This is a genomic window from Halopenitus persicus (assembly GCF_900107205.1).
Lineage (GTDB): Archaea > Halobacteriota > Halobacteria > Halobacteriales > Haloferacaceae > Halopenitus > Halopenitus persicus.
In genome coordinates, this window is sequence record NZ_FNPC01000002.1 from 38,047 (window position 1) to 57,146 (window position 19,100).

General features: G+C 69.0%; 16 protein-coding genes and 2 tRNA genes. 7 read left to right on the forward strand and 11 right to left on the reverse strand.

The window, feature by feature from the left end; genetic code table 11:
* Positions 1–186 precede the first annotated feature (186 nt).
* Positions 187–1,197 (reverse strand): NADP-dependent oxidoreductase, encoded by a 1,011-nt coding sequence (locus tag BLV25_RS03235; RefSeq protein WP_092730823.1) that lies wholly within the window; start codon positions 1,195–1,197, stop codon positions 187–189.
* Between the two features lie 219 nt (positions 1,198–1,416).
* Positions 1,417–1,490 (reverse strand) — tRNA-Val (locus BLV25_RS03240).
* A 61-nt stretch (positions 1,491–1,551) separates the two neighbouring features.
* On the opposite strand from BLV25_RS03240, the gene BLV25_RS03245 reads away from it, so the two are divergent.
* The 3 genes from BLV25_RS03245 to BLV25_RS03255 all read left to right on the forward strand — a co-directional run bounded on the left by BLV25_RS03245 (position 1,552) and on the right by BLV25_RS03255 (position 4,912).
* Entirely contained in the window at positions 1,552–2,022 is a 471-nt protein-coding gene (locus tag BLV25_RS03245) for a DUF192 domain-containing protein (protein WP_092730825.1), read from the forward strand.
* A 123-nt stretch (positions 2,023–2,145) separates the two neighbouring features.
* A complete protein-coding gene (locus BLV25_RS03250; RefSeq protein WP_092730827.1) occupies positions 2,146–4,116 on the forward strand; it encodes an ABC transporter ATP-binding protein in 1,971 nt (656 codons plus the stop codon).
* Between the two features lie 25 nt (positions 4,117–4,141).
* The gene (locus BLV25_RS03255) at positions 4,142–4,912 is read left to right on the forward strand and encodes a creatininase family protein (RefSeq protein WP_092730829.1); all 771 of its coding nucleotides are present in this window, start codon (positions 4,142–4,144) and stop codon (positions 4,910–4,912) included.
* Positions 4,913–5,010: 98 nt separating this feature from the next.
* Here BLV25_RS03255 and BLV25_RS03260 read toward each other — a convergent pair whose 3' ends face one another.
* Together BLV25_RS03260 and BLV25_RS03265 are read right to left on the reverse strand one after the other, a co-directional pair.
* Positions 5,011–5,502 carry a DUF5790 family protein gene (locus BLV25_RS03260; RefSeq protein ID WP_021072493.1) on the reverse strand — a complete coding sequence of 164 codons (492 nt, stop codon included), beginning with the start codon at positions 5,500–5,502 and terminating at the stop codon, positions 5,011–5,013.
* A 134-nt stretch (positions 5,503–5,636) separates the two neighbouring features.
* Positions 5,637–6,194 carry a hypothetical protein gene (locus BLV25_RS03265; RefSeq protein ID WP_092730831.1) on the reverse strand — a complete coding sequence of 186 codons (558 nt, stop codon included), beginning with the start codon at positions 6,192–6,194 and terminating at the stop codon, positions 5,637–5,639.
* 112 nt (positions 6,195–6,306) lie between these two features.
* Here BLV25_RS03265 and BLV25_RS03270 point away from each other — a divergent pair, with 112 nt between their 5' ends.
* Positions 6,307–6,951, forward strand: a complete 645-nt coding sequence (locus BLV25_RS03270) for a hypothetical protein (protein ID WP_092730833.1) — start codon at positions 6,307–6,309, stop codon at positions 6,949–6,951.
* Between the two features lie 151 nt (positions 6,952–7,102).
* On the opposite strand, the gene BLV25_RS03275 is transcribed toward BLV25_RS03270, so the two are convergent.
* A tRNA-Arg gene (locus BLV25_RS03275) sits at positions 7,103–7,175 on the reverse strand.
* Positions 7,176–7,417: 242 nt separating this feature from the next.
* On the opposite strand from BLV25_RS03275, the gene BLV25_RS18090 reads away from it, so the two are divergent.
* A complete protein-coding gene (locus tag BLV25_RS18090; RefSeq protein WP_092730835.1) occupies positions 7,418–9,268 on the forward strand; it encodes a UvrD-helicase domain-containing protein in 1,851 nt (616 codons plus the stop codon).
* A 53-nt stretch (positions 9,269–9,321) separates the two neighbouring features.
* On the forward strand, positions 9,322–10,572 hold the full coding sequence (locus BLV25_RS03285; protein WP_143114379.1) for a M24 family metallopeptidase: 1,251 nt from the start codon (positions 9,322–9,324) through the stop codon (positions 10,570–10,572).
* Positions 10,573–10,605: 33 nt separating this feature from the next.
* Here BLV25_RS03285 and BLV25_RS17635 read toward each other — a convergent pair whose 3' ends face one another.
* The 6 genes from BLV25_RS17635 to BLV25_RS03315 form a co-directional block, all read right to left on the reverse strand.
* Positions 10,606–11,853 (reverse strand): AbrB/MazE/SpoVT family DNA-binding domain-containing protein, encoded by a 1,248-nt coding sequence (locus BLV25_RS17635; protein WP_218128599.1) that lies wholly within the window; start codon positions 11,851–11,853, stop codon positions 10,606–10,608.
* A gap of 16 nt (positions 11,854–11,869) precedes the next feature.
* The gene (gene phoU / locus BLV25_RS03295; RefSeq protein ID WP_021072500.1) at positions 11,870–12,544 is read right to left on the reverse strand and encodes a phosphate signaling complex protein PhoU; all 675 of its coding nucleotides are present in this window, start codon (positions 12,542–12,544) and stop codon (positions 11,870–11,872) included.
* A gap of 4 nt (positions 12,545–12,548) precedes the next feature.
* Entirely contained in the window at positions 12,549–13,565 is a 1,017-nt protein-coding gene (pstB, locus tag BLV25_RS03300) for a phosphate ABC transporter ATP-binding protein PstB (RefSeq protein WP_092730839.1), read from the reverse strand.
* Positions 13,558–15,204: a phosphate ABC transporter permease PstA gene (gene pstA, locus BLV25_RS03305; RefSeq protein WP_039399819.1), complete on the reverse strand. Its 1,647-nt coding sequence runs from the start codon at positions 15,202–15,204 to the stop codon at positions 13,558–13,560. The genes pstB and pstA overlap by 8 nt, the downstream gene beginning before the upstream one ends.
* Positions 15,204–16,328 (reverse strand): phosphate ABC transporter permease subunit PstC, encoded by a 1,125-nt coding sequence (pstC, locus tag BLV25_RS03310; protein ID WP_092730841.1) that lies wholly within the window; start codon positions 16,326–16,328, stop codon positions 15,204–15,206. Before pstC ends, pstA begins: the two co-directional genes overlap by 1 nt.
* 228 nt (positions 16,329–16,556) lie before the next feature.
* Entirely contained in the window at positions 16,557–17,774 is a 1,218-nt protein-coding gene (locus BLV25_RS03315; protein WP_092730843.1) for a substrate-binding domain-containing protein, read from the reverse strand.
* 287 nt (positions 17,775–18,061) lie between these two features.
* Between BLV25_RS03315 and BLV25_RS03320 the strand changes: the two genes are divergently transcribed.
* A complete protein-coding gene (locus BLV25_RS03320; RefSeq protein WP_092730845.1) occupies positions 18,062–19,072 on the forward strand; it encodes a hypothetical protein in 1,011 nt (336 codons plus the stop codon).
* Positions 19,073–19,100: the final 28 nt, after the last annotated feature.

Sequence of the window (19,100 nt, forward strand, 5' to 3'; positions counted from 1 at the left end):
GATACGAAACGGGACGGTACTGAAGCCGTTCCAGGAACACGGTGATTCGCTCCCCTTCCCTAAATACTATCTCTGGATAATATTAAGAATATTTATATATCAACCAAACCGGCCCGGCGGCGATCGACAAACGTGATCGAGCGCGTGCGACATCCGTGGTCTCGGTGCCGCGCGGCCCCGCCGTGGTCACTCCGCCACGCGGACGACCTGCTTCCCGATGTTGTCGCCTGAGAACAGGCCGAGGAACGCGTCCGGTGCGTTCTCCAAGCCCTCGACGACCGATTCACGGTGTTCGATCTCGCCGCTTTCCACCCACGTTGCGAGCCGTTCGGTCGCTTCTCCGAACCGGGTCGCGTAATCGGCGACGAGAAGACCTTCGACCTTCGCGCGCGTCGCGATGAGCAGCGGCAGCTTTCGCGGGCCGGTCGGGACGCTCTCGTCGTTGTAGTGCGCGATCTGTCCGCAGACGGCCACCCGAGCGTCGAGGTTCAGTTTCGTGAACACGGCGTCCGTGATCGGCCCGCCGACGTTGTCGTAGTAGACGTCGACGCCGTCGGGTGCGGCCTCCGCGAGCGCAGCTTCGTAGTCGTCGGTCTCCTGATAATTGATCGCGGCGTCGAATCCGAGGTCGTCGGTGAGCCAGCGGGTCTTCTCGTTCGATCCCGCGAACCCGACGACGCGGCAGCCGTTCAGCTTCGCGATCTGCCCGACGACCGATCCGACCGCACCCGCCGCCCCGGACACGACGACGGTGTCGCCGGGAATGGGCTCGCCGACGTCGAGCAGCCCGAAGTACGCCGTCCGGCCCGGCATCCCGAGCACGCCGAGATAGGCCGGCGGGTCGGCGATCGCGGGATCGACGGGAGCGACCTCATCCGCATCGAGAACGCCGTACTCGGCCCACGTTCCCTCCCCGGTCACGAGGTCGCCGTCGTCGTACCGCTCGTCGTTGCTCTCGACGACTTCGCCGACGACGCCTCCTTTCAGGACGTCCCCGACGTCCCACGGCTCCGCGTACGATTCGGCGTCCCGCATCCGGCCGCGCATATACGGGTCGACGGAGAGGTACTCGACGCGCACGAGCAGCTCGCCGTCGGCGGGCTCCGGGACGGCCTCCTCCCTGAGTTCGAAACAGTCCGCGTCCGGTTCGCCGGTCGGCCGTTCGACGAAGTACCAACTGCGGTTCGTCTCTTTCATACCCACCTTCGGCTCGTCGCATCAAAGAGACTTCCCCATCGTCGGATCGAGCGGCGGTCGGTCTCTACGGTCCGACAATTATGTCTTCGAACCCGTGCGCAATACGTATGGGCTCGGGCGGATTCGAACCTCACTCACTTCGCTCGCGCCGCTCGCTCCGTTCCCTGGTTCGAATCGCCCCGCCATGCCTGCGGCTCACCGTTCGGTTCGCCACGGGCATGGGCTCGGGCGGATTCGAACCACCGACCTCAGCCTTGTAAAGGCCGCGTCATAACCAACTAGACCACGAGCCCGTATCGATTCGATCGCCCCCGGAGCGGAAAACGGTTTCTTTCCGCGCCACGAACCACGCCCGTGAACCGCCGCCTCATCGCCGTCACGCTGGTGCTCGTCGCGGCCGCCCTCGGCCTGCTCGCGGTCGACCTGTGGACGGCCGACGACTACGACCGGACCACGGTCGAGATCGAGGACGCCGAGACCGGCGAGCGACTGGCGACCGTCGACGTCCGGATCGCCGACACCTTCGAGAAGCGCTACACCGGCCTCTCGGAGACCGACTCGCTCGGGCCGAACGAGGGAATGCTGTTCACCTACGAGGAGCCCGGCAACCGGACCTACGTGATGCGGAACATGTCCTTCGCGATCGACATCGTCTTCATCGACGCCGACGGGACGATCACGACGGCCTACTCGGCCGAGCCCGAGGCGGAGCCCTACACGGGATACGACGGTCACGGCCAGTACGTCCTCGAGGTCCGATACGGCTACCTCGAGGCGCACGGGATCGAGGTCGGCGACCGCGTCGTGATCGACGACTCGCCGTGACCCCGAAACGAACGTCGTGGCCCCCGAAACGAACGTCCCGACCGGCCGCAGCGAGCCGGGTGGCCGGCCATCTGGTCGCCCGAAGCGAAGTCTCTTTGCCGGGACTCCGGTAGTGGAACTCGAATGAGCGCTCCGGAGTGGGAGGACGACGACCCCTTCGAGGACCAGCGGGAGGCCGTCGAGAACCCGATGAAGCGGCTGTTCCGCGAGTACGGCTGGACCTATCGTCGGCACGTGATCGTGGGGATCCTCGCGAGCGTGATCGCGCGTCTCGCCGACCTCCTCCCGCCGCTGATGCTCGGGATCGCGGTCGACACCATCTTCGTCACGGCCGCCCAGCGCGAGGCGGGCGAGGTGCCACCCTTCGCCGAACAGATCCCGCTCGTCCTGTTGCCGGAGACGTGGCTTCCGACGACCCAGTTCGAGCAGTTTCGGTTCATCGTCGCGGTCGTGGCCGGCGCGTTTCTCCTCGGGGCCGGGTTCCACTGGCTCCGCAACCGGGGGTTCAACGCCTTCGCGCAACACGTCCAACACGACGTCCGGACCGACACCTACGACCGGATGCAGCGGCTGAACATGACCTTCTTCGCCGACAAGCAGACCGGCGAGATGATGTCGGTGCTCTCGAACGACGTCAACCGCCTCGAGCGCTTCCTCAACGACGGGATGAACTCGCTGTTCCGGCTGGCGGTGATGGTGCTGGGGATCGGCGGCATCCTTCTGTGGATCAACCCGCAGCTGGCGGTCGTCGCGCTCGCGCCGGTGCCGCTCATCGCGGGGTTCACCTACCTGTTCGTGCGGACGATCCAGCCGAAGTACGCCGCCGTGCGGTCGACGGTCGGCAAGCTGAACTCCCGGCTCGAGAACAACCTCGGCGGCATCCAGGTGATCAAGTCCGCGACGACCGAGGGCTACGAGTCCGACCGCGTCGACGACGTCTCCGGGGAGTACTTCGACGCCAACTGGGACGCCATCGAGACGCGGATCACCTTCTTCCCCGCCCTTCGGTTGGTCGCCGGCATCGGCTTCGTGATCACCTTCATCATCGGCGGCCTGTGGGTGTTCCAGGGCCCGCCGGGTCCCTTCTCGGGGGACCTCTCGCCGGGGATGTTCGTCGTCTTCATCCTCTACACGCAGCGGTTCATCTGGCCGATGGCCCAGTTCGGACAGATCATCAATATGTACCAGCGCGCTCGCGCCTCCGCCGCCCGCGTCTTCGGGCTGATGGACGAGCCCTCGCGGCTCGGCGAGAACCCGGACGCCGACGAGCTCGTCGTCGAGGAGGGACGCGTCGAGTACGACGACGTCACCTTCGGCTACGACGACGAGCCGATCGTCTCCGACGTCGACTTCACGGTTGACGGCGGCGAAACGGTCGCGCTCGTCGGGCCGACCGGCGCCGGGAAGTCGACCGTGCTCAAGCTGCTGCTCCGGATGTACGACGTCGACGAGGGGGCGATCCGGATCGACGGGCAGGACGTCCGGGACGTCACGCTCCCGTCGCTCCGGCGGTCGATCGGCTACGTCGGCCAGTCCTCGTACCTCTTTTACGGGACGGTGCGGGAGAACATCACCTACGGCACCTTCGAGGCCACCGACGAGGACGTCGTCGAGGCGGCGAAGGCCGCCGAAGCACACGCGTTCATCCAGAACCTGCCGGACGGCTACGACACGATGGTCGGCGAGCGCGGCGTGAAGCTCTCGGGCGGCCAGCGCCAGCGGTTGACGATCGCCCGCGCCGTCCTCGCCGACCCGGAGATCCTCGTCCTCGACGAGGCCACCTCCGACGTCGACACCGAGACGGAGATGCTGATCCAGCGCTCCCTCGACCGGCTGACGTCCGACCGCACCACCTTCGCGATCGCCCACCGGCTCTCGACGATCAAGGACGCCGACACGATCCTCGTGCTGGAGGACGGCGAGATCGTCGAGCGGGGCACCCACGAGGAGCTGCTCGAGAACGACGGGCTCTACGCGAACCTCTGGGGCGTCCAGGCCGGCGAGATCGACGATCTCCCGCAGGAGTTCATCGAGCGCGCGACCGAGCGCACCGCGGCGATCGACGCCGACGCGGAGGCCGACCTCGACGACTAAAGTCCCCGGCCCCCGGAGTGGGGGTATGCACCTCTCGGATGCGACCTGGACCGACGTCCGCGACGCGACCATCGACGCGGCGGTGATCCCCGTGGGCAGCACCGAACAGCACGGCCCCCACGCGCCGCTGGGGACCGACGCGCTCAACGCCGCGTCCGTGGCGACGGAGGCGGCGGATCGGTACGACACGGCAGATCGCTACGACGCGGCGGAGTCACGGCGCGGCGACGTCCTCGTGACGCCGACGATCCCGGTCGGGATCGCCGAGGAGCACCGTGGGTTCGACGGCACGCTCTGGGTGAGTCCGGACGCGTTCCGCGCGTACGTCCGCGAGACGGCCGCCTCGCTTGTCCACCACGGGATCGACCGCGTCGTGTTCGCGAACGGCCACGGCGGGAACATCGACGCCCTGGCGGAGGTCGCCCGCCGGTTCTCACGCGATCCGGACCACGACGGCTACGCGGTCGCGTTCACCTGGTTCGACGCGGTCGGCGAGCACGCGAGCGAGATGGGGCACGGCGGCCCCCTCGAGACCGCACTTCTGCGAGCCACCCATCCCGAGCTCGTTCGCGAGGACCGGATCGAGGCGGCGGCCGCGGGGGCGGCCGACCGCTGGGGCGAGTGGGTCGCCGGGGTCAACCTGGCGCACGACTCCGACGCGTTCACCGACAACGGCGTGATCGGCGACCCGCGCGAGGGCGACCGCGAGCGCGGCGAGCGCCTGCTCGATCTCGCGAGCGACTCGCTCGTGGACCTGCTGGCCGCGGTCGTCGACCGCGACCTGGCGGAGAACTGATCGACCTCGGTCGGCGGGCGGTCCGGACCGTCGGCTGTTTATAAGCGAGTTCGGACAACTTCCCGGGTATTCATAAGGAAAACGACGAGGACGGAGCGCTACTCCTCGGCTTCCTCCGCCTCGGCGGCGTCGTCGGCCTCCGCGCTCGCATCCGCGCCGTCGTCCGCGTCGCTCGCATCGTCGGCATCCTCGGCGTCGTCCGCCGCGGCGTCCTGCAGCGCGCCGCGGATCGCCGGCACCGTTCCGGTGAGGTCGGCGACGTCCGCGGCCGCGTCCTCGAGGTCGGCGATCAGATCGGCGACGTCGTCGATCGCCGCCTCGAGGTCGTCGGCGTCCTCGAAGGCGTCCGCGCGCTCGCCGAGCACGTAGGCCTTCTTCGCCTGCCGGAGGTGGTCGGCGGCGTCGCCGGCGTCCAGGGCGGACTTGAGGCCGTTGAGCACGCCCAGGACGTTGTCCCCCTCCGTCTCCCAGACCGAATCCGGGTCGGGAAGCTCGGCGCGTGCCGCCTCCAGGTGGCTCTCGACCTCCGCGCGGGTCTCGGCGGCCGCCTCGCCGAACAGGTCGTCGTCGTCGAACGTTGACTGGCCCATACGTACGGATTCGCCCCGTCGACCTTTAAAAGCGACCCCGAAAGCGAAAGTGAAACGCGGCGGACTGACGGTTGCTCCCCGCCGATCGTGCTGCTTCGATCCGCTTCGCGTTGTTCGCCTTCGATCCGGGGCGATCACTCCTCCGTCGACGTCGGCGCCGGTTCGGCCATCTCGACGACGTGCTCCACGGTGACCGGGTCCGATCCCGGATCCGTCTTCAGCGCGGTGTGGTCGAGGACGAACAGGTACTCGCCCCGGTCGAGCTCGACGGTCACCTCGGCCTCCCGGACCCCGACCCGGCTATATTCGTCCACGATCGGCACGTCGCGGGCGCCGTCGACGTACGCGTCGTAGGGGTCCCGCTCGAGGACGAGACAGTCGACCGGCGTCGACCCGGCGACGGTCACCTCGTAGTGGAGGACGTCCCCGCGTGCAGTCGGCGCGTTCGTGAGCGCGATCGCGGTGAATTCCCCCGGCTGCAGCGTCGGCGATCCCGTCGACCGGAACGTTCGGACCGCCCGTCGGTCGTCGGTCGGGTAGTCGTCGCCGTGGTCCGGCGCCCCGTCGCCGTCCGCATCCGGCCTGGGGGTCGGCGTCGCTCGGTTGCCCTCGGCGAGACAGCCGCCGAGCGCGATCGAGCCGAGGGCTCCGAAGACTCCGAGGAGGGCGCGACGCGGGGGCCGTGGCCGCATACGTGTCGCGTTGTCTCGACCCCTTATAAATCCACTTTCCCCGCCGAATCGGCGTCTCGAGACACGCCGTCTCCCCGGACATATTTATTTCATTTCTAGTGATAGGCATTGTATGGCACACTACCCCGACGGCCACCTCGGCCACATCAGCGACATCGAACGGGCGGCACAGGAGGAGCGTGACCCGCATCGACGGGCGATGCTGTGGAACTACCTCCACCATGCCGCCCTCGAAGTGAGCGGCGACTGGGAGGCCATCTTCGACCCCGAGCTGATCGTCGACGATCCGCAGTACGAGATGCGTCTCGGCACCGAAGCGCCGATCGTACTCGACGGGACCGAGGAAGTGAAGGCGTTCTACGAGGCCGGCGAGGAGGACGTCTTCCTGCTCTCGGACGAGGACGGCCACCAACTGTTCGTCAACGATTGGGGCATCGCCGATCTGGCGACGTACGTCGAGTTTCTGCGCGGCGAGACGCTCATCGCCGACGGGCTCGACGAGCCGTATTACGGCGACGCCGAGGTGGACGACCCCGACGCGATGTATCAGCGAACCTGCAGGCAGGCGATGTTCTGGGCATATGACGACTCGGCGCGCCTCATCGGCGAGCAGGTGTATCAGCTCGAGCCCTTCGCGGTGGAGCAGGTGGACCCGGATGCCGTTCCCACGGTCGACGAGATCGCCTCCATCACGGAACCGTACTATCCCGAGAACACGGACGGACCGACTCCCGTCCGTTCGGATACTAACACGTAGTGCTGGATCCGTGGCGCAACGTCCTGGCGGAGTCCACACAAGTGGGGGAAGCCATCTACGGAGTGTGAACGTCCTGACGGAGTTCCACGCGAGCGGAGCGAGCGTGGAGCTAGTCAGGACGTGAACGGGTGAGTGAAACGAACGAAGTGAACGTCCTGACGGAGATTTGAACTCCGGTCCCTGGCTCCGCAAGCCAAGAGGATAGTCCACTACCCTACCAGGACTCATCTTCCAGTAACCGGGAGATGCTTAAGATGGTTACGGTCCGTCGCGCGTGTGCGGCCACGGGACACGATCGACGGAACGGGAATCGCCCCGCGCCGTGGTCGTGGCGACGATGTGAGCCGCCACGACTGCGGCGATCGCGACCCCACGATTTGCGAGGATGAAGGCACCGAACGGCCCCGATTCGGCGACCCGGCCGAAGCCACGTCGTTTATCCGAGCGGGGCCCGTGTGGGGGTACAATGACCGATGCCGACCCGACCGTAACGCGTCTGTTCGGCGGTCCGGGCAGCGGGAAGACGACAGCGCTGCTCGACCGCGTCGACGACCTCCTGCGGGACGACGACGTCGACGTCCGCGACGTGCTCGTCGTCTCGTACACCCGTGCGGCCGCCGCCGAGGTCCGGGAGCGACTCGCCGAGCGGCTCGACGTCTCCCCGCGGTCCCTCCAGGGAAACGTCTGTACGATGCACGCGAAGGCCTACGAGCTGCTCAACCTCTCGCGGGGCGACGTCGTCGGCGAGGACGACAAGTCCGACTTCTGTGAGGAGTACGGGATCGAGTTCGAGGACGAGTACGGCGGCGCCAACCGCCGGACCGCGCGCTCGACGACGATCGGCAACAAGATCATCGCGACCTCCCAGTGGCTCCAGCGGACCAAACGCGACGTCGCCGACTGGTACGACGTCCCCTTCCAGTGGGACGTCGAGGAGGTCCGGCTCCCGCCCGAGGAGGACCCGAACGCCCAGGAGGGCAACAAGTACACGCCCACGTGGTCGTCGGACGACGACCGGATCGACGTCCCCGAGACGATCCGCGCCTGGCGGGCCTACAAGGGCGACCACGAGCTCGTCGGCTTCGCGGACATGCTCGAGCGCGTCGCCCAGCGCTCGCTCATTCCGAACGTCGACTACCTCGTGATCGACGAGTTCCAGGACATCACGACCCTGCAGTACGACGTCTTCGAGGAGTGGCTCCCCCACGTGGAGAAGGCGCTCATCGCCGGCGACGACGACCAGGTCGTCTACGCCTGGCAGGGCGCCGATCCCGACCTCCTGCTCGACACCGACGTCGACGAGGACGTCGTCCTCCCGAACTCCTACCGGCTGCCCTCCCGGATCCTCAACGTGGTCAACGCGGAGATCCGCCACATCGACAAGCGCCAGGAGAAGGACCTCCGGCCCCGCAAGGAGGGCGGCGTCGTCGAGGCCATCGAGAGCCCCTCGATGCTCGAGCTCGTCCGCAACGTCCGGTACACGATCGACGACGACGACGGCAGCGTGATGTGTCTGTTCCGGGCGCGCTACCAGATGTTCGACTTCATCGACGAGTTCATCGACCACGGCATCCCGTTCAAGCTGCTCACCGACGGCCGGATGTGGACCGACCGGCTCACCGACTACGTCCGGGCGATCGAGAAGTACAACGACGGCGAGCCCGTCACCGGCCTCGAGGCCCGCCGCCTGGCGGATATGCTCCAGGAGTCGACGTTCGGCACGAACGAGCGCGACGACTTCTACGACTACCTCGACGACCGCGAGGAAGCCGCCGACGCCGACGACATCACGCAGCTGGAGGTCGAACCCGAGACGATCGCCGAGTACGCGCCGTTCATGCCCGACCGGGCGAGCGCCGGCGACATGGTCCGGAAGGTGACGAGCTTCCAGCGCAACTCGGTCGAGGCCTACTTCGACGGCGATTATCAGGACGTCGCCCCCGACCGCATCCGGATCGGGACGATCCACTCCGCGAAGGGCCGTGAGGCCGACCACGTCTTCGTCTCGACGGACCTCACCGAGAAGGTGGTCGAACAGCTCGCCGCCTCCGTGGCGGACCCGACCGACGTCGACGGCGTCGAGGAGTTCACCAAATCCACCAGCCCGGTGCCCGTCCTCACCGACAACGAGCGCCGCGTCTTCTACGTCGGGATGTCCCGTGCCCGCGAGCGGCTCGTGATCCTCGAGAACCTGATCACCGGCGCGCCGACGCTCCCGGTGAGCGTCCTGCTGTTCAACGAACTGCGTGAGGACCCCCCCGACGAGCTGATCGAGGAGGTCCAGGCGGAGCTGGCGGCGCCGGAACCCGAGCCGTGACCGGCGACTCCCGTCCCGATCCGCCGGCCGCGACTGATCGTGAGCCGCCGGCCGTGACCGAACTCGACCCCCTGGTCGCGACCGATCTCGCCCCGATCGCCGACGCGCTTGCCGAGGACGGCGCGGACGCGCTGGTCGTGGTCGGCGACCGGTTCGACGCGGACCTGCAGTACCTCGCTCGCCTCGGCGCGTTCGATGCCCGGGCCGCGGTCGTCGTGACCGCCGACGAGGCGGTGTTGTGTCCGCCCGCCGACCCTCGCCCCGGCCGGTCGACGGCGGCCGCCGAACGCTTCCGCGAGGCGTCGGGGAGCGACGCGCTCGGCCGGGTCGTTCGCCCGGTCGAGGCGGGCGAGGACGCATCGGTCGGTGAACGTGCACCGGTCGGTGGGTCCGTACCGGTCGGCGAGCGCGCCGCCGCTGCAGTCACCGACCGCGCCGGTTCGAACGCGGACGTGGTCGTCCCGCGGGACCTCCCGCACGACGCGGCGGTCTATCTCGAGGAGGCCGGTCACGGCGTCCGGTCGACCACGGCGATCCGGGACGCTCGATCGGTCAAATCCGACGCGGAGATCGACCGCCAGCGCGCCGTTCAGTCCGCAGCCGTGACGGCGATGCGTGCGGTGACGTCGCTGCTTACCGACGTCGACGTCAACGTCGACGAGGCGTCCCGAGAGCTCCGATGGCAGGGATCTCCCCTGTCCGCCGAGCGGCTCCGGCGGGAGGCGAACGCGGCCCTGGCTCGGGCCGGCGTCGATCCCGCCGGGAACACGACCGTTCGGGCGGCGTCGGCCGACCGCGTTCAGGCGCCGACCGATGCCGACGCCCTCCACGCGGGTGACCCCATCGTCGTCGCGCTCGCGCCGCGAGGTCCGGCGGGCCATCACGGCGCGCTGGCGCGGACGGTCGTCGTCGACGGCGACGGCGGCTGGCAGCGGCGAGCCCATCTCGCGGCCGAGTCCGCGCTCGCGGCCGCGGTCGGGACGGTCGATCCCGGCGACCCGGTCTCGCTGCTGCGCGAGGAGGCCGCGGCCGAGATCGGCGCCTACGGGTTCGATCCGACCCTCGGGGACCGGACGACCGGCACGACCCACGCCGGGGGGTACGGCGTCGGACTCGCCCGGCGGGAGCCGCCCGGTCCCGACTCCAGCATGCCGCTCCGGGCCGGCACCGTGCTGGCGGTCGAGGCGGGCGTTCGCGACCCCGACCACGGTGCGGTCCGGTTGCGGGAGCTCGTCGTCGTTCGTGATTCGGCCGTCGAGTACGTGTGCGAATGCCCGACGGCGCTCGCGCCGGACCGATACTGAGGCTCCGTATCGGATCGATACTGACCCGGCAACCTATCGCGACGCGGATTCGGCCGTCCTCACGGGTCGGTCCGCCGCCACGTTCTCCCGTCGCATCGTCCGTCGAAGCCCCAGCTCAGCGATGGCGCCGCCGCGTTCCGCGGTCCGTCGCAGTCGGGAGAGGACGGCTCGCAGCTCCGGGGTGCTCCCCTCGGCCGTGGCCAGTCGCCGATCGAACGCGTCGATCGCCTCGCGCGTCCGAGCCTCGGCTGCAAGCGCCTGCCGTGCCGCCTCGGCATCGTCGTCGCCGACGACGACGCCCACCCCGTCGGCCACGATCGACCGGACGTCGGCGGCGAGCTCCCGGGTTTCGGCGACCCGGGACTCGGTCGGCGGCTCGTCCATTCGATCCGCGGCCGCGGCGACGTCGGCGGCGGCCTCGCGGACCCGCTCCAGCTCGCGCATCGCGGTCCACGACTCGAACAGCGCCGGCCTGGACGCGCCGATCGCGTCCGCCGCCTCGAGGTCGGCCAGTCCGAGCGTGACCGTCCGGTCGATCATCGCCGAGAGGCGCGCGGCGTGGTCCGAACGCTCCGCGACGGTCGATCGGTCGCCGGCCGTCGCCAGCGCCTCGATCGCGGCCCGCTGCGTCGCGTCCACCACGAACGCGAGCTGGCGGACCGACTGGGACACCGAGACTTCCCCGGGATCGAGCAGCATCCGGACGGCGGTTCCGCTCCCGTCCGTTTCGGTCGTTGACGTTTCGGTCGTTGACGTTTCGGTCGTTGACGTCTCAGTTACTGGCGTTTCGGTCGTTGACGTTTCGGTCGTTGACGTTTCGGTCGTTGACGTTTCGGTCGTCGCTGTCTCGGTCGTTGCCGTCTCGGTCATTGCGGTTTCCGTCGTCGACGTTCCGATCCGGCGCCGGAGGACCGACTCGATGGCGCGCCGGCACTCGACGTCGAGCGGTTCCTCGTGGTCCAGTTCCACCGTCCGTACGCCGGCCGCGTAGGCCGCCCGGAGCGTGCCCGCCAGGGACCGCGGATCGAGAGCCGCCGTCCGAACCGCGGGGCCGGATCGGTCGGTCGTCCCGCTCCCGTCACCGTCCGCGTCACGGTCGACCGTCTCGTCTCGACCGTCGTTCTCGCTCGCGTTCCGCGCCTGGATCGCGAGGATCCCGTCCGTGTGGCGATGCAGCGTCACCGTGTCGCCCGCGGCGACGCCCTCCGCCTCGGCCCACTCCTTCGGCAGGGAGACCGTGTACGTTCCGTTGCCGACCGTCTGTACTTTGCGTGTCTCCATCGGTTTCAGTCGCCCATCAGTAGATCAGCTCCGGATCGCCGTCGACCATGTACAGCGTGCGCGCGGCGACGTTCACGGCGTGGTCGGCGACCCGTTCGAGATCACGGATCGTCAACAGCACGCGAGAGACGTCGTCGAGCAGCCGCTCGACCGTCCACGGGTCCTCGTCGACGCGCCGTTCGATCAGCTCGCGGGTCACGGTCTCGCTGGCCCGCTGACACAGCGCGTCGACGTCGTCATCGTCGGCGGCGATCCGCCGGCACGCGGCGGCGTCCTCGGCGGCGTACGCCTCGAGGCTGCGGTCGAGCAGCGACCGCGCCGCCTCGCCGATCGCGTCGAGGGCGACGTCGGGATCGAGGGTCCGATCCGCGGCGCGTGCGTACCGCGCCAGGTTGACGGCGAGGTCGCCGATCCGCTCGAGGTCGGTGATGATCTTGAACGAGGCCGTGACGAACCGGAGGTCGCCGGCCACCGGCTGTTGCAGCGCGAACAGGTCGACGCAGTCGGTCTCGAGCGCCAGGTACCGCTCGTTGATCCCGGCGTCGCCCTCGATGACCGCCCGCGCCGATGCCTCCGACCCGGTCGCGAGGCTCTCGAGGGCCGTCTCGAGCTGTGCGTCCACCTGCTCGCCCATCTCGAGGACGTCGCCACGGAGCGTCTCGAGGGCGTCCTGGTAGCGTTCCCGTGGCATTCGATCACCCGAACTTGCCCGTGATGTAGTCCTCGACGCGCTCGCTGCGGGGGTCCTCGAACACCTGGTCGGTGTCCCCGTACTCGACGAGCTCGCCGCCCGTGAGGAAGACGGCGGTCTGGTCCGAGATGCGCGCGGCCTGCTGCATGTTGTGCGTGACGATGACCACCGTGTACTCCTCGCTGAGCTGTTCGATGAGGTCCTCGATCCGCGCGGTGGCGATCGGGTCGAGCGCGGAGGCGGGCTCGTCCATCAGGATGACCTCCGGATCGACCGAGAGACAGCGCGCGATGCAGAGCCGCTGCTGCTGGCCGCCGGACAGCCCGAGCGCGTTGTCCTCGAGGCGGTCGTTGACCTCCTCCCAGAGGGCCGCGTCCCGAAGACACTCCTCCACCAACCGGTCGCGGGCCGCCTCGTCGCTCCGCCCGAGCAGCCGCGCCAGGAGGCCGGTCTCGATGTCGCCGTGTTTCGCCGGGCCGTACGCGACGTTCTCGCGGATCGACTTCGGGAACGGGTTCGGCGACTGGAACACCATCCCGACCCGCTTTCGCAGCTCGACGAGGTTCACCCCGTCCTGGTAGATCTCCCGTCCGTCGATCCGCACCGACCCGTCGACGCGAGCGCCCTTGATCCGGTCGTTCATCCGGTTGAGACACCGGAGGAACGTCGACTTCCCGCAGCCCGAGGGGCCGATGAGCGCGGTGACGCTGTTCTCGGGGATCTCGATCGACACGCCCTGCAGCGCGTGGTCGTCGCCGTAGTGGACGTCGAGGTCCTCGACGGCGAACTTCGGCTTTCCCGCGAACTCGTACTCCCGCCACTCCTCGCGCACCCGCTCGTCGGCCTCGCCGGTGGTGGTGTGGGTCGTGGCGTTCGTCGAGTCGTCCGCTTCGGTCGATTCAGCGGTCGTGGTTTGGTTCGGTTCCTCTGTCGTGGTTTGGTTCGGTTCCTCGGTCGTTTCTCGGTCCGGTTCCTCTGTCGTCGTCCGATCCGTTTCGCTCGTTGGTGTGGTTTCACTCATGTCGAAGTCGCCTCCGGAAGTAGTATCGCGCGCCGATGCCGACCGCGTAGAACGACAACACGACGAGCAGCAGCACGAACGCCGTCGCCCACTGGAACTCGGTCGGGTTCGAGACGTTGTCGCCGAGTCCGACGCCGGCGGTGATGAGCGCGTACAGCTGGAACGGCAGCGCCGTGGTCGCCCGCAACAGCTCGGGGTTCGTGACGAACGGGGGCTGGGCGGTGAACGCGAAGCCGCCGATGACGTCGGCCGCCCGGTCCCCGGACACGAAGGTGCCGCCGGTCATCGTCAACAGGATGGGCGCCGTCTCGCCGGCGATCCGCCCGACGCCGAGGATGACCCCGGTGACGACGCCCGGGAGCGCGGCCGGCACGACGACGCTGCGGATCGTGTGCCACTTCGAGACGCCCAGCGCCGCGCTGGCGTCCCGGTACTCGTCGGGCACCGCCAACAGCGCCTCCCGGCTCGTGATGAGCACCAGCGGGAGGAGCATGAAGCCGAGCGTCAGCATTCCCGACAGCAGCGACTTGGTCCCGCCGAACCGCGGGACGAGGAACGTGAACCCGAACAGCCCGAAGACGATGCTCGGGGTGCTCCAGAGCCCGTTGGTCGCGATCTCGACCGCCTGCGTCAGCCGCCCGCGCTCGGCGTACTCGGTCAGGAACACCGCGGCGCCGACGCCCAGCGGCACCGCGAACACGACGGCGCCGACGACGAGCCAGACCGTGCCGACGATCGCGGGGAGCACGCCCTGGAAGTCGTTCAAAAGCGAGACGCCGTTCATCACGAACGGGACCGAGACCGGGAGCGCGACCGAAACGCCGAGAACCGACACCGTGGGCCCGGCGCCGGGCGCGACCGTGGCACCGGTCAGCAGTCCCGGGATCCCGCGGACGGCGGTGAACGCGATCAGCAGGAACAGCACGCCGATGATGGCGCTCGCGTTCACGTAGATGAGGAGGTACGCGCCCATCCGCCGCCCGCGAGCCCCGAACCCGCCGTACGCCTTCGCCGCGGCCCAGCCGGCGAGCAGCCCGCAGCCGATCGTCGCCGCCGGGACGACGAACGTCGCGGTCAGCGACGCCTGCTGTTCGAACCCCAGGTCCCACACCCAGGACGGGCCGATCGTTCCGGTCAGGAACGTCCCGCCGATGACGACCGCCACCGCGCCGGCGGGCAGCGTCGATCCGACGTCCTCCCGGGTCGCCGCCGCCGTCACGAACGCGGCGCCGCCGGTCGCCGCTCCCGCCGGGAGCCACGCGAGCACGCCGTCGAACGCCACCGAGGCGGCCAGCCCGCCGAGGACGAACCAGACGCCCGCGAACGCGACGGTCGCGACGAGCCCGGCGTTCGGGCTCGGCTCGGTCTCCACGTATCCGAGGGCCGATCCGACGCCGAGACCGATGACCGCAGCGCCGAGCGCCACGAGGAGTCCGCCGAGTGCGGTTACCGTCGTGACGCCACCGATCGCGGTCATCCCCGAGCCGCCGCCGAGCGTTGCGTCGATCCCGACGAGGCCGAACAGCGACGCGATCCCGACCGCTATCAGGGCCACCGCGACCGCGATCGCCAGGCCGGCGACCGCCTCGGGTCGCGAGGCGTCCTCACGGATCAGGGGCGTCCGCGTCGCGCCCGCCATCAGAGTTCACCCCCGAGCTTCCGGTGCATCCGCCACTCGATGTACTGCGAGCCGATCGAGATGGCCAGGACCGTGATGAACAGGATCACGCCCGCGAGAAAGAGGGCGTCCATCTGCAGTCCGTGGGCGTTCCCGTAGTTGTTCGCGATCAGCGAGGTGAGCGTCTCCTGGCCGTAGAAGACGTTGTACAGCGGCTTCGTCAGTTGCGGGACGCCGCGGAGCATCACCGTCGCCGCCATCGTCTCGCCGATGGCGCGACCGACGCCGAGGAGGACGGCCGCGGAGACGCCCGAGAAGGCCGCCGGCAGCGTGATCGACGTCATCGTCTGCCAGTCGGTGGTCCCCATCGCGAGCGAGCCGCTCTTCATCGACTCGGGGACGCTGCTCAGCGCGTCCTCGGCCACCGAGACGACCGTCGGGAGCGCCATCAGCCCGACCACGATGCCCACGAAGAGGTACGACCCCTGGCCCGTGGTCCGGAACTGGTCGGACGCCCACGGGCTCAGGATCGTGAACCCGATGAAGCCGTAGACGATCGACGGAATGCCGGCGAGGATCTCGACGCCGGGCTTGACGAACTCGCGGACGGGACCCGGCGCGATCTCCGACAGGAACAGCGCCGCGGCGACGCCCAGCGGGGCGGCGACCGCCGTCGCGATCGCCGTCACCATCACGGTCCCGTGGATCATCGGGACCATCGAGTACCGGATCGGTTCCGAGACCGCGTCCCACCGCGTCTCGGTGAACAGCCGGAGTCCCGGCACCGGGACGCCGAACGCCGTCGCGGTCCCGTAGCGGATCACGGGGATCGACTCGACGGCGATGAACGCGGTGATCAAAAGCAGGATGAGCACCGTCGAGACCGTCATCGCGAAGGTCACCACCCGAGCGGTCAACCCCTGGTGCCGGATCCAGCCGACGCCGGCAGCGAGGAGGAAAACGGCGAAGGGGAGGGCCGTGAGCGGCGACGCCAGCAGGAACCCGACCAGCGAGGCCAACAGCGCGACCGTCATCGTGCCGACGGTGACGAGCGCGGCGGTCGAGGTCTCCTCGCGGAACGCGCGCAGCCGTCGCCGCCATCGCGTCACCGCCGCGTCGGTTCGTGTATCGGTTGTGTGAGACATGATCGTAGTATGATGATGATAAATAGCTGCGGTCCGCTCGGGATCAGGTCAGGCGTGGACCCACGCCGCAGTTCCCGTGCGGATTCACGCCACTGCTCACGCGCGGACTCACGCCACTGCTCACGCGCGGACTCACGCCACTGCTCACGCGCGGACTCACGCCGCAGCTCCCGTGCGGACTCACGTCGCAGCTCACGCCGGTGGCCACGTCGCAGCTCACGCGTATGCTCACGCCGGATCCGGAAGCTTCTCCGCCTCGGCCTCGATGTCGGCCGTCGGCAGCGGGATGTAGTTGTTGTCCTCGACGAAGACGGTCTGGCCGAACTCGGTCAAGAACATGTTGAGGAACGCTCCCTCGCGGCGGTCCGTCCCGCTCGGCGTGTCGTCGGTGACCTTCGTGTACATGTGGAGGTCGCGGTTGAGCGGGTACTCGCTGTCGAAGATCGTGTTCTCGGCGTCACGGTCCGGCTCGTAGACCGTTCCCTCGAAGTCGATCGCGATCGGCTGGACGGCGTCGCTCGTGAACGCGAGCGCCATGTACGCGATGGCGCCCTCGTTGTTGGCGACCGCCTCGGCGACCTGCTGGTTCTGTCCGAACCGGGTGTCGACGCCGGACATCGACGCGTCGGCGCTGCCGAGCATGTTCAGCCGGAACGACGTGTCCGTCCCGGACCCCTCGGCGCGGCCGATGGCGTAGATCTCCTGATCCGGACCGCCGACCTCCGACCAGTTCGTGATCTCGTCCTGGTAGATCCCGCGGATCTGCTCGCCGGTGAGCTGCTGAACGCCGTTCTCGTAGACGTCGCTGCTCACGACGACGGGCTGGCCGTCCCGCCCGACGACGTGGTCGACGAACTGCTCGTCAGCCGCCGACTCGCTGATCCCGAGCTCCGCCGTGATCGGTCCCGAGGAGTTGCCGATGTCGACCAGCTCGTCCCGCACCGCTTCACAGCCCGTCCCGGAGTGGCTCAGGCTGACCGTCGTGTTGTACGGCGGGTTCGACCGCTGTCCGGTCGGCTCGAAGCCGAACTGGCTGGCGAAGTAGTCGGCGAGGTACATGTCCGTCTCGATCTCGTCCCACCCCGGCACGGACGTCTCCTCGTTCGACCCCCAGTACTCGCCGTCGCTCGGCGGCGCGTTGGCGTTCCAGTAGGAGCTGCCCGTGTTCGAGATGGGGTAGACCGTCGAGGATCCCTCGGCGGTGAGCAGCGCCGGCCCGTTCCCGCCGTTCGTCTCGGTTTCGTCGCCGTTTCCGTTTCCGTTGCCGCCGCCGTTGCCGTTTCCACCGCCGTTCCCGCTGCCTCCGTTTCCGCCGCCGTTGCCGTTCCCGCTTTCCGTCCCCGTGCTTCCGCTGCAGCCGGCCAGCCCGGCCGACCCCACGGCGCCCGAGGTGACCAGAAACTTCCGCCGTGATACGCCGCGTTCAGCCCAGTTACGGTCTGACATCACCAGTACGATCCGGCCGTCCTTGTAAACGGGTTTATATTTCTGATATATCCGCGTCAGGATGCGTTCGAAGACGGGGGGACCGGTACGGGCCCGTCCCGATCGGAACCGTCCGCTACGGACCGGCGAATATCCCCGTTGAGTGGTATGAAACGCTACTGAGTGGCGCGTCCAGATACGAACGCTCCGGAGCCCTATATAGCCGATCGGACCGGTATTTGGTGAAACGGTCCGTAACGATCGGTTCTGACGGAACGTATACATAAGCGTATGATGAAATCCCGTTCGTGACCGAGACAGACCGTCCCGAGCCGTCCGCCGCCGATCCGGCTGCTACCGACGCGGCGTCGACTGCACAGTCGCTCCTCGAACGCGAGCCGACCGTCGAGGCGGTCGTCACGGCGGTCGCCGAGGAAGCTGACCACGATCCGGCCGCGATCCGCCGGGACCTGGATCCGTTCGCCGACGACGGCGTCCTCACCGGCGACGCCGTCAGGGCGACCGTCTCGGACGTGTCGCAGATCGTCGCCACCGCGGAGACGCGCGTCGACCTCGCCGCCCGCGCGGCCGACGACGTTCGAGCGGCGGCCGATCCGGTGACCGACCTCGTCGTCGTTCGGGACCGGTTGCGGACGCTCGAGCACCGCCTCGCCGCCCTCCAGCGTCGCACCGCCGAACTCGGCGAGACGGTCGGGGCCGCCCGCGACCGGCTCGATACGCCCGCGGGCATCCACCGATCGGCGGTCGACCTGCGCGAGACGGCGGCCGACGCACAGCGCGTCGTCCGGGTGGCCGACGACCTCGCAACCGACCTCGAGGCGTTCGAGTCCTGGCTCGAGTCGCCCGCCGAGCGCGCCTGGACGCTCGCGGACGACGTCGACGCCCTCGAGGAGGCGCTGGGCGAGCTGTCGACCACGGCCGAGCGACTGAAGGAGGCGTCAACGGCGTCCGGACCGGCCACGGACGGGAACGGGACGCCAGCGAACGCGTGGGCTGACGCGACCGTCCGGGCGAGCGTGCTCGAGCTGTTGGTGGCCGACGTTCGGGCGGAGTCGGCCGTCCTCCGGCGCTGGGCCGCCCGTGAGGACGCGTCGGTTCCGGCGCCGCTCCCGTCGCGGATCGACGCCGCGGACCGACGCCTCTCGGCGCTTGCCGCGACGCTGTCGGCCCTGGCTACCTCCGACTGGCGCGACCGGTTCGCGGACCGTCTCGCGGCGACCGACCGGACGCTGGCGCGGTTCGATCCGCCCGTCGCCTGGGACCGTGTTCGGGAGGCGATGGCGGAGATCGACGAGTGATTGACGTCCTCCCACCCCTGAAGGGGTG

Bases quoted from the DNA above. Each gene is read 5' to 3' on its own strand.
- BLV25_RS03265 (WP_092730831.1), bottom strand. From the start codon at position 6,194: ATGCGGCCACGGCCCCCGCGTCGCGCCCTCCTCGGAGTCTTCGGAGCC.
- pstC (WP_092730841.1), bottom strand. From the start codon at position 16,328: ATGTCTCACACAACCGATACACGAACCGACGCGGCGGTGACGCGATGG.
- BLV25_RS18090 (WP_092730835.1), top strand. From the start codon at position 7,418: ATGACCGATGCCGACCCGACCGTAACGCGTCTGTTCGGCGGTCCGGGC.
- BLV25_RS03255 (WP_092730829.1), top strand. From the start codon at position 4,142: ATGCACCTCTCGGATGCGACCTGGACCGACGTCCGCGACGCGACCATC.
- pstA (WP_039399819.1), bottom strand. From the start codon at position 15,204: ATGGCGGGCGCGACGCGGACGCCCCTGATCCGTGAGGACGCCTCGCGA.
- BLV25_RS17635 (WP_218128599.1), bottom strand. From the start codon at position 11,853: ATGGAGACACGCAAAGTACAGACGGTCGGCAACGGAACGTACACGGTC.
- BLV25_RS03250 (WP_092730827.1), top strand. From the start codon at position 2,146: ATGAGCGCTCCGGAGTGGGAGGACGACGACCCCTTCGAGGACCAGCGG.
- BLV25_RS03235 (WP_092730823.1), bottom strand. From the start codon at position 1,197: ATGAAAGAGACGAACCGCAGTTGGTACTTCGTCGAACGGCCGACCGGC.
- pstB (WP_092730839.1), bottom strand. From the start codon at position 13,565: ATGAGTGAAACCACACCAACGAGCGAAACGGATCGGACGACGACAGAG.
- phoU (WP_021072500.1), bottom strand. From the start codon at position 12,544: ATGCCACGGGAACGCTACCAGGACGCCCTCGAGACGCTCCGTGGCGAC.
- BLV25_RS03315 (WP_092730843.1), bottom strand. From the start codon at position 17,774: ATGTCAGACCGTAACTGGGCTGAACGCGGCGTATCACGGCGGAAGTTT.
- BLV25_RS03270 (WP_092730833.1), top strand. From the start codon at position 6,307: ATGGCACACTACCCCGACGGCCACCTCGGCCACATCAGCGACATCGAA.
- BLV25_RS03260 (WP_021072493.1), bottom strand. From the start codon at position 5,502: ATGGGCCAGTCAACGTTCGACGACGACGACCTGTTCGGCGAGGCGGCC.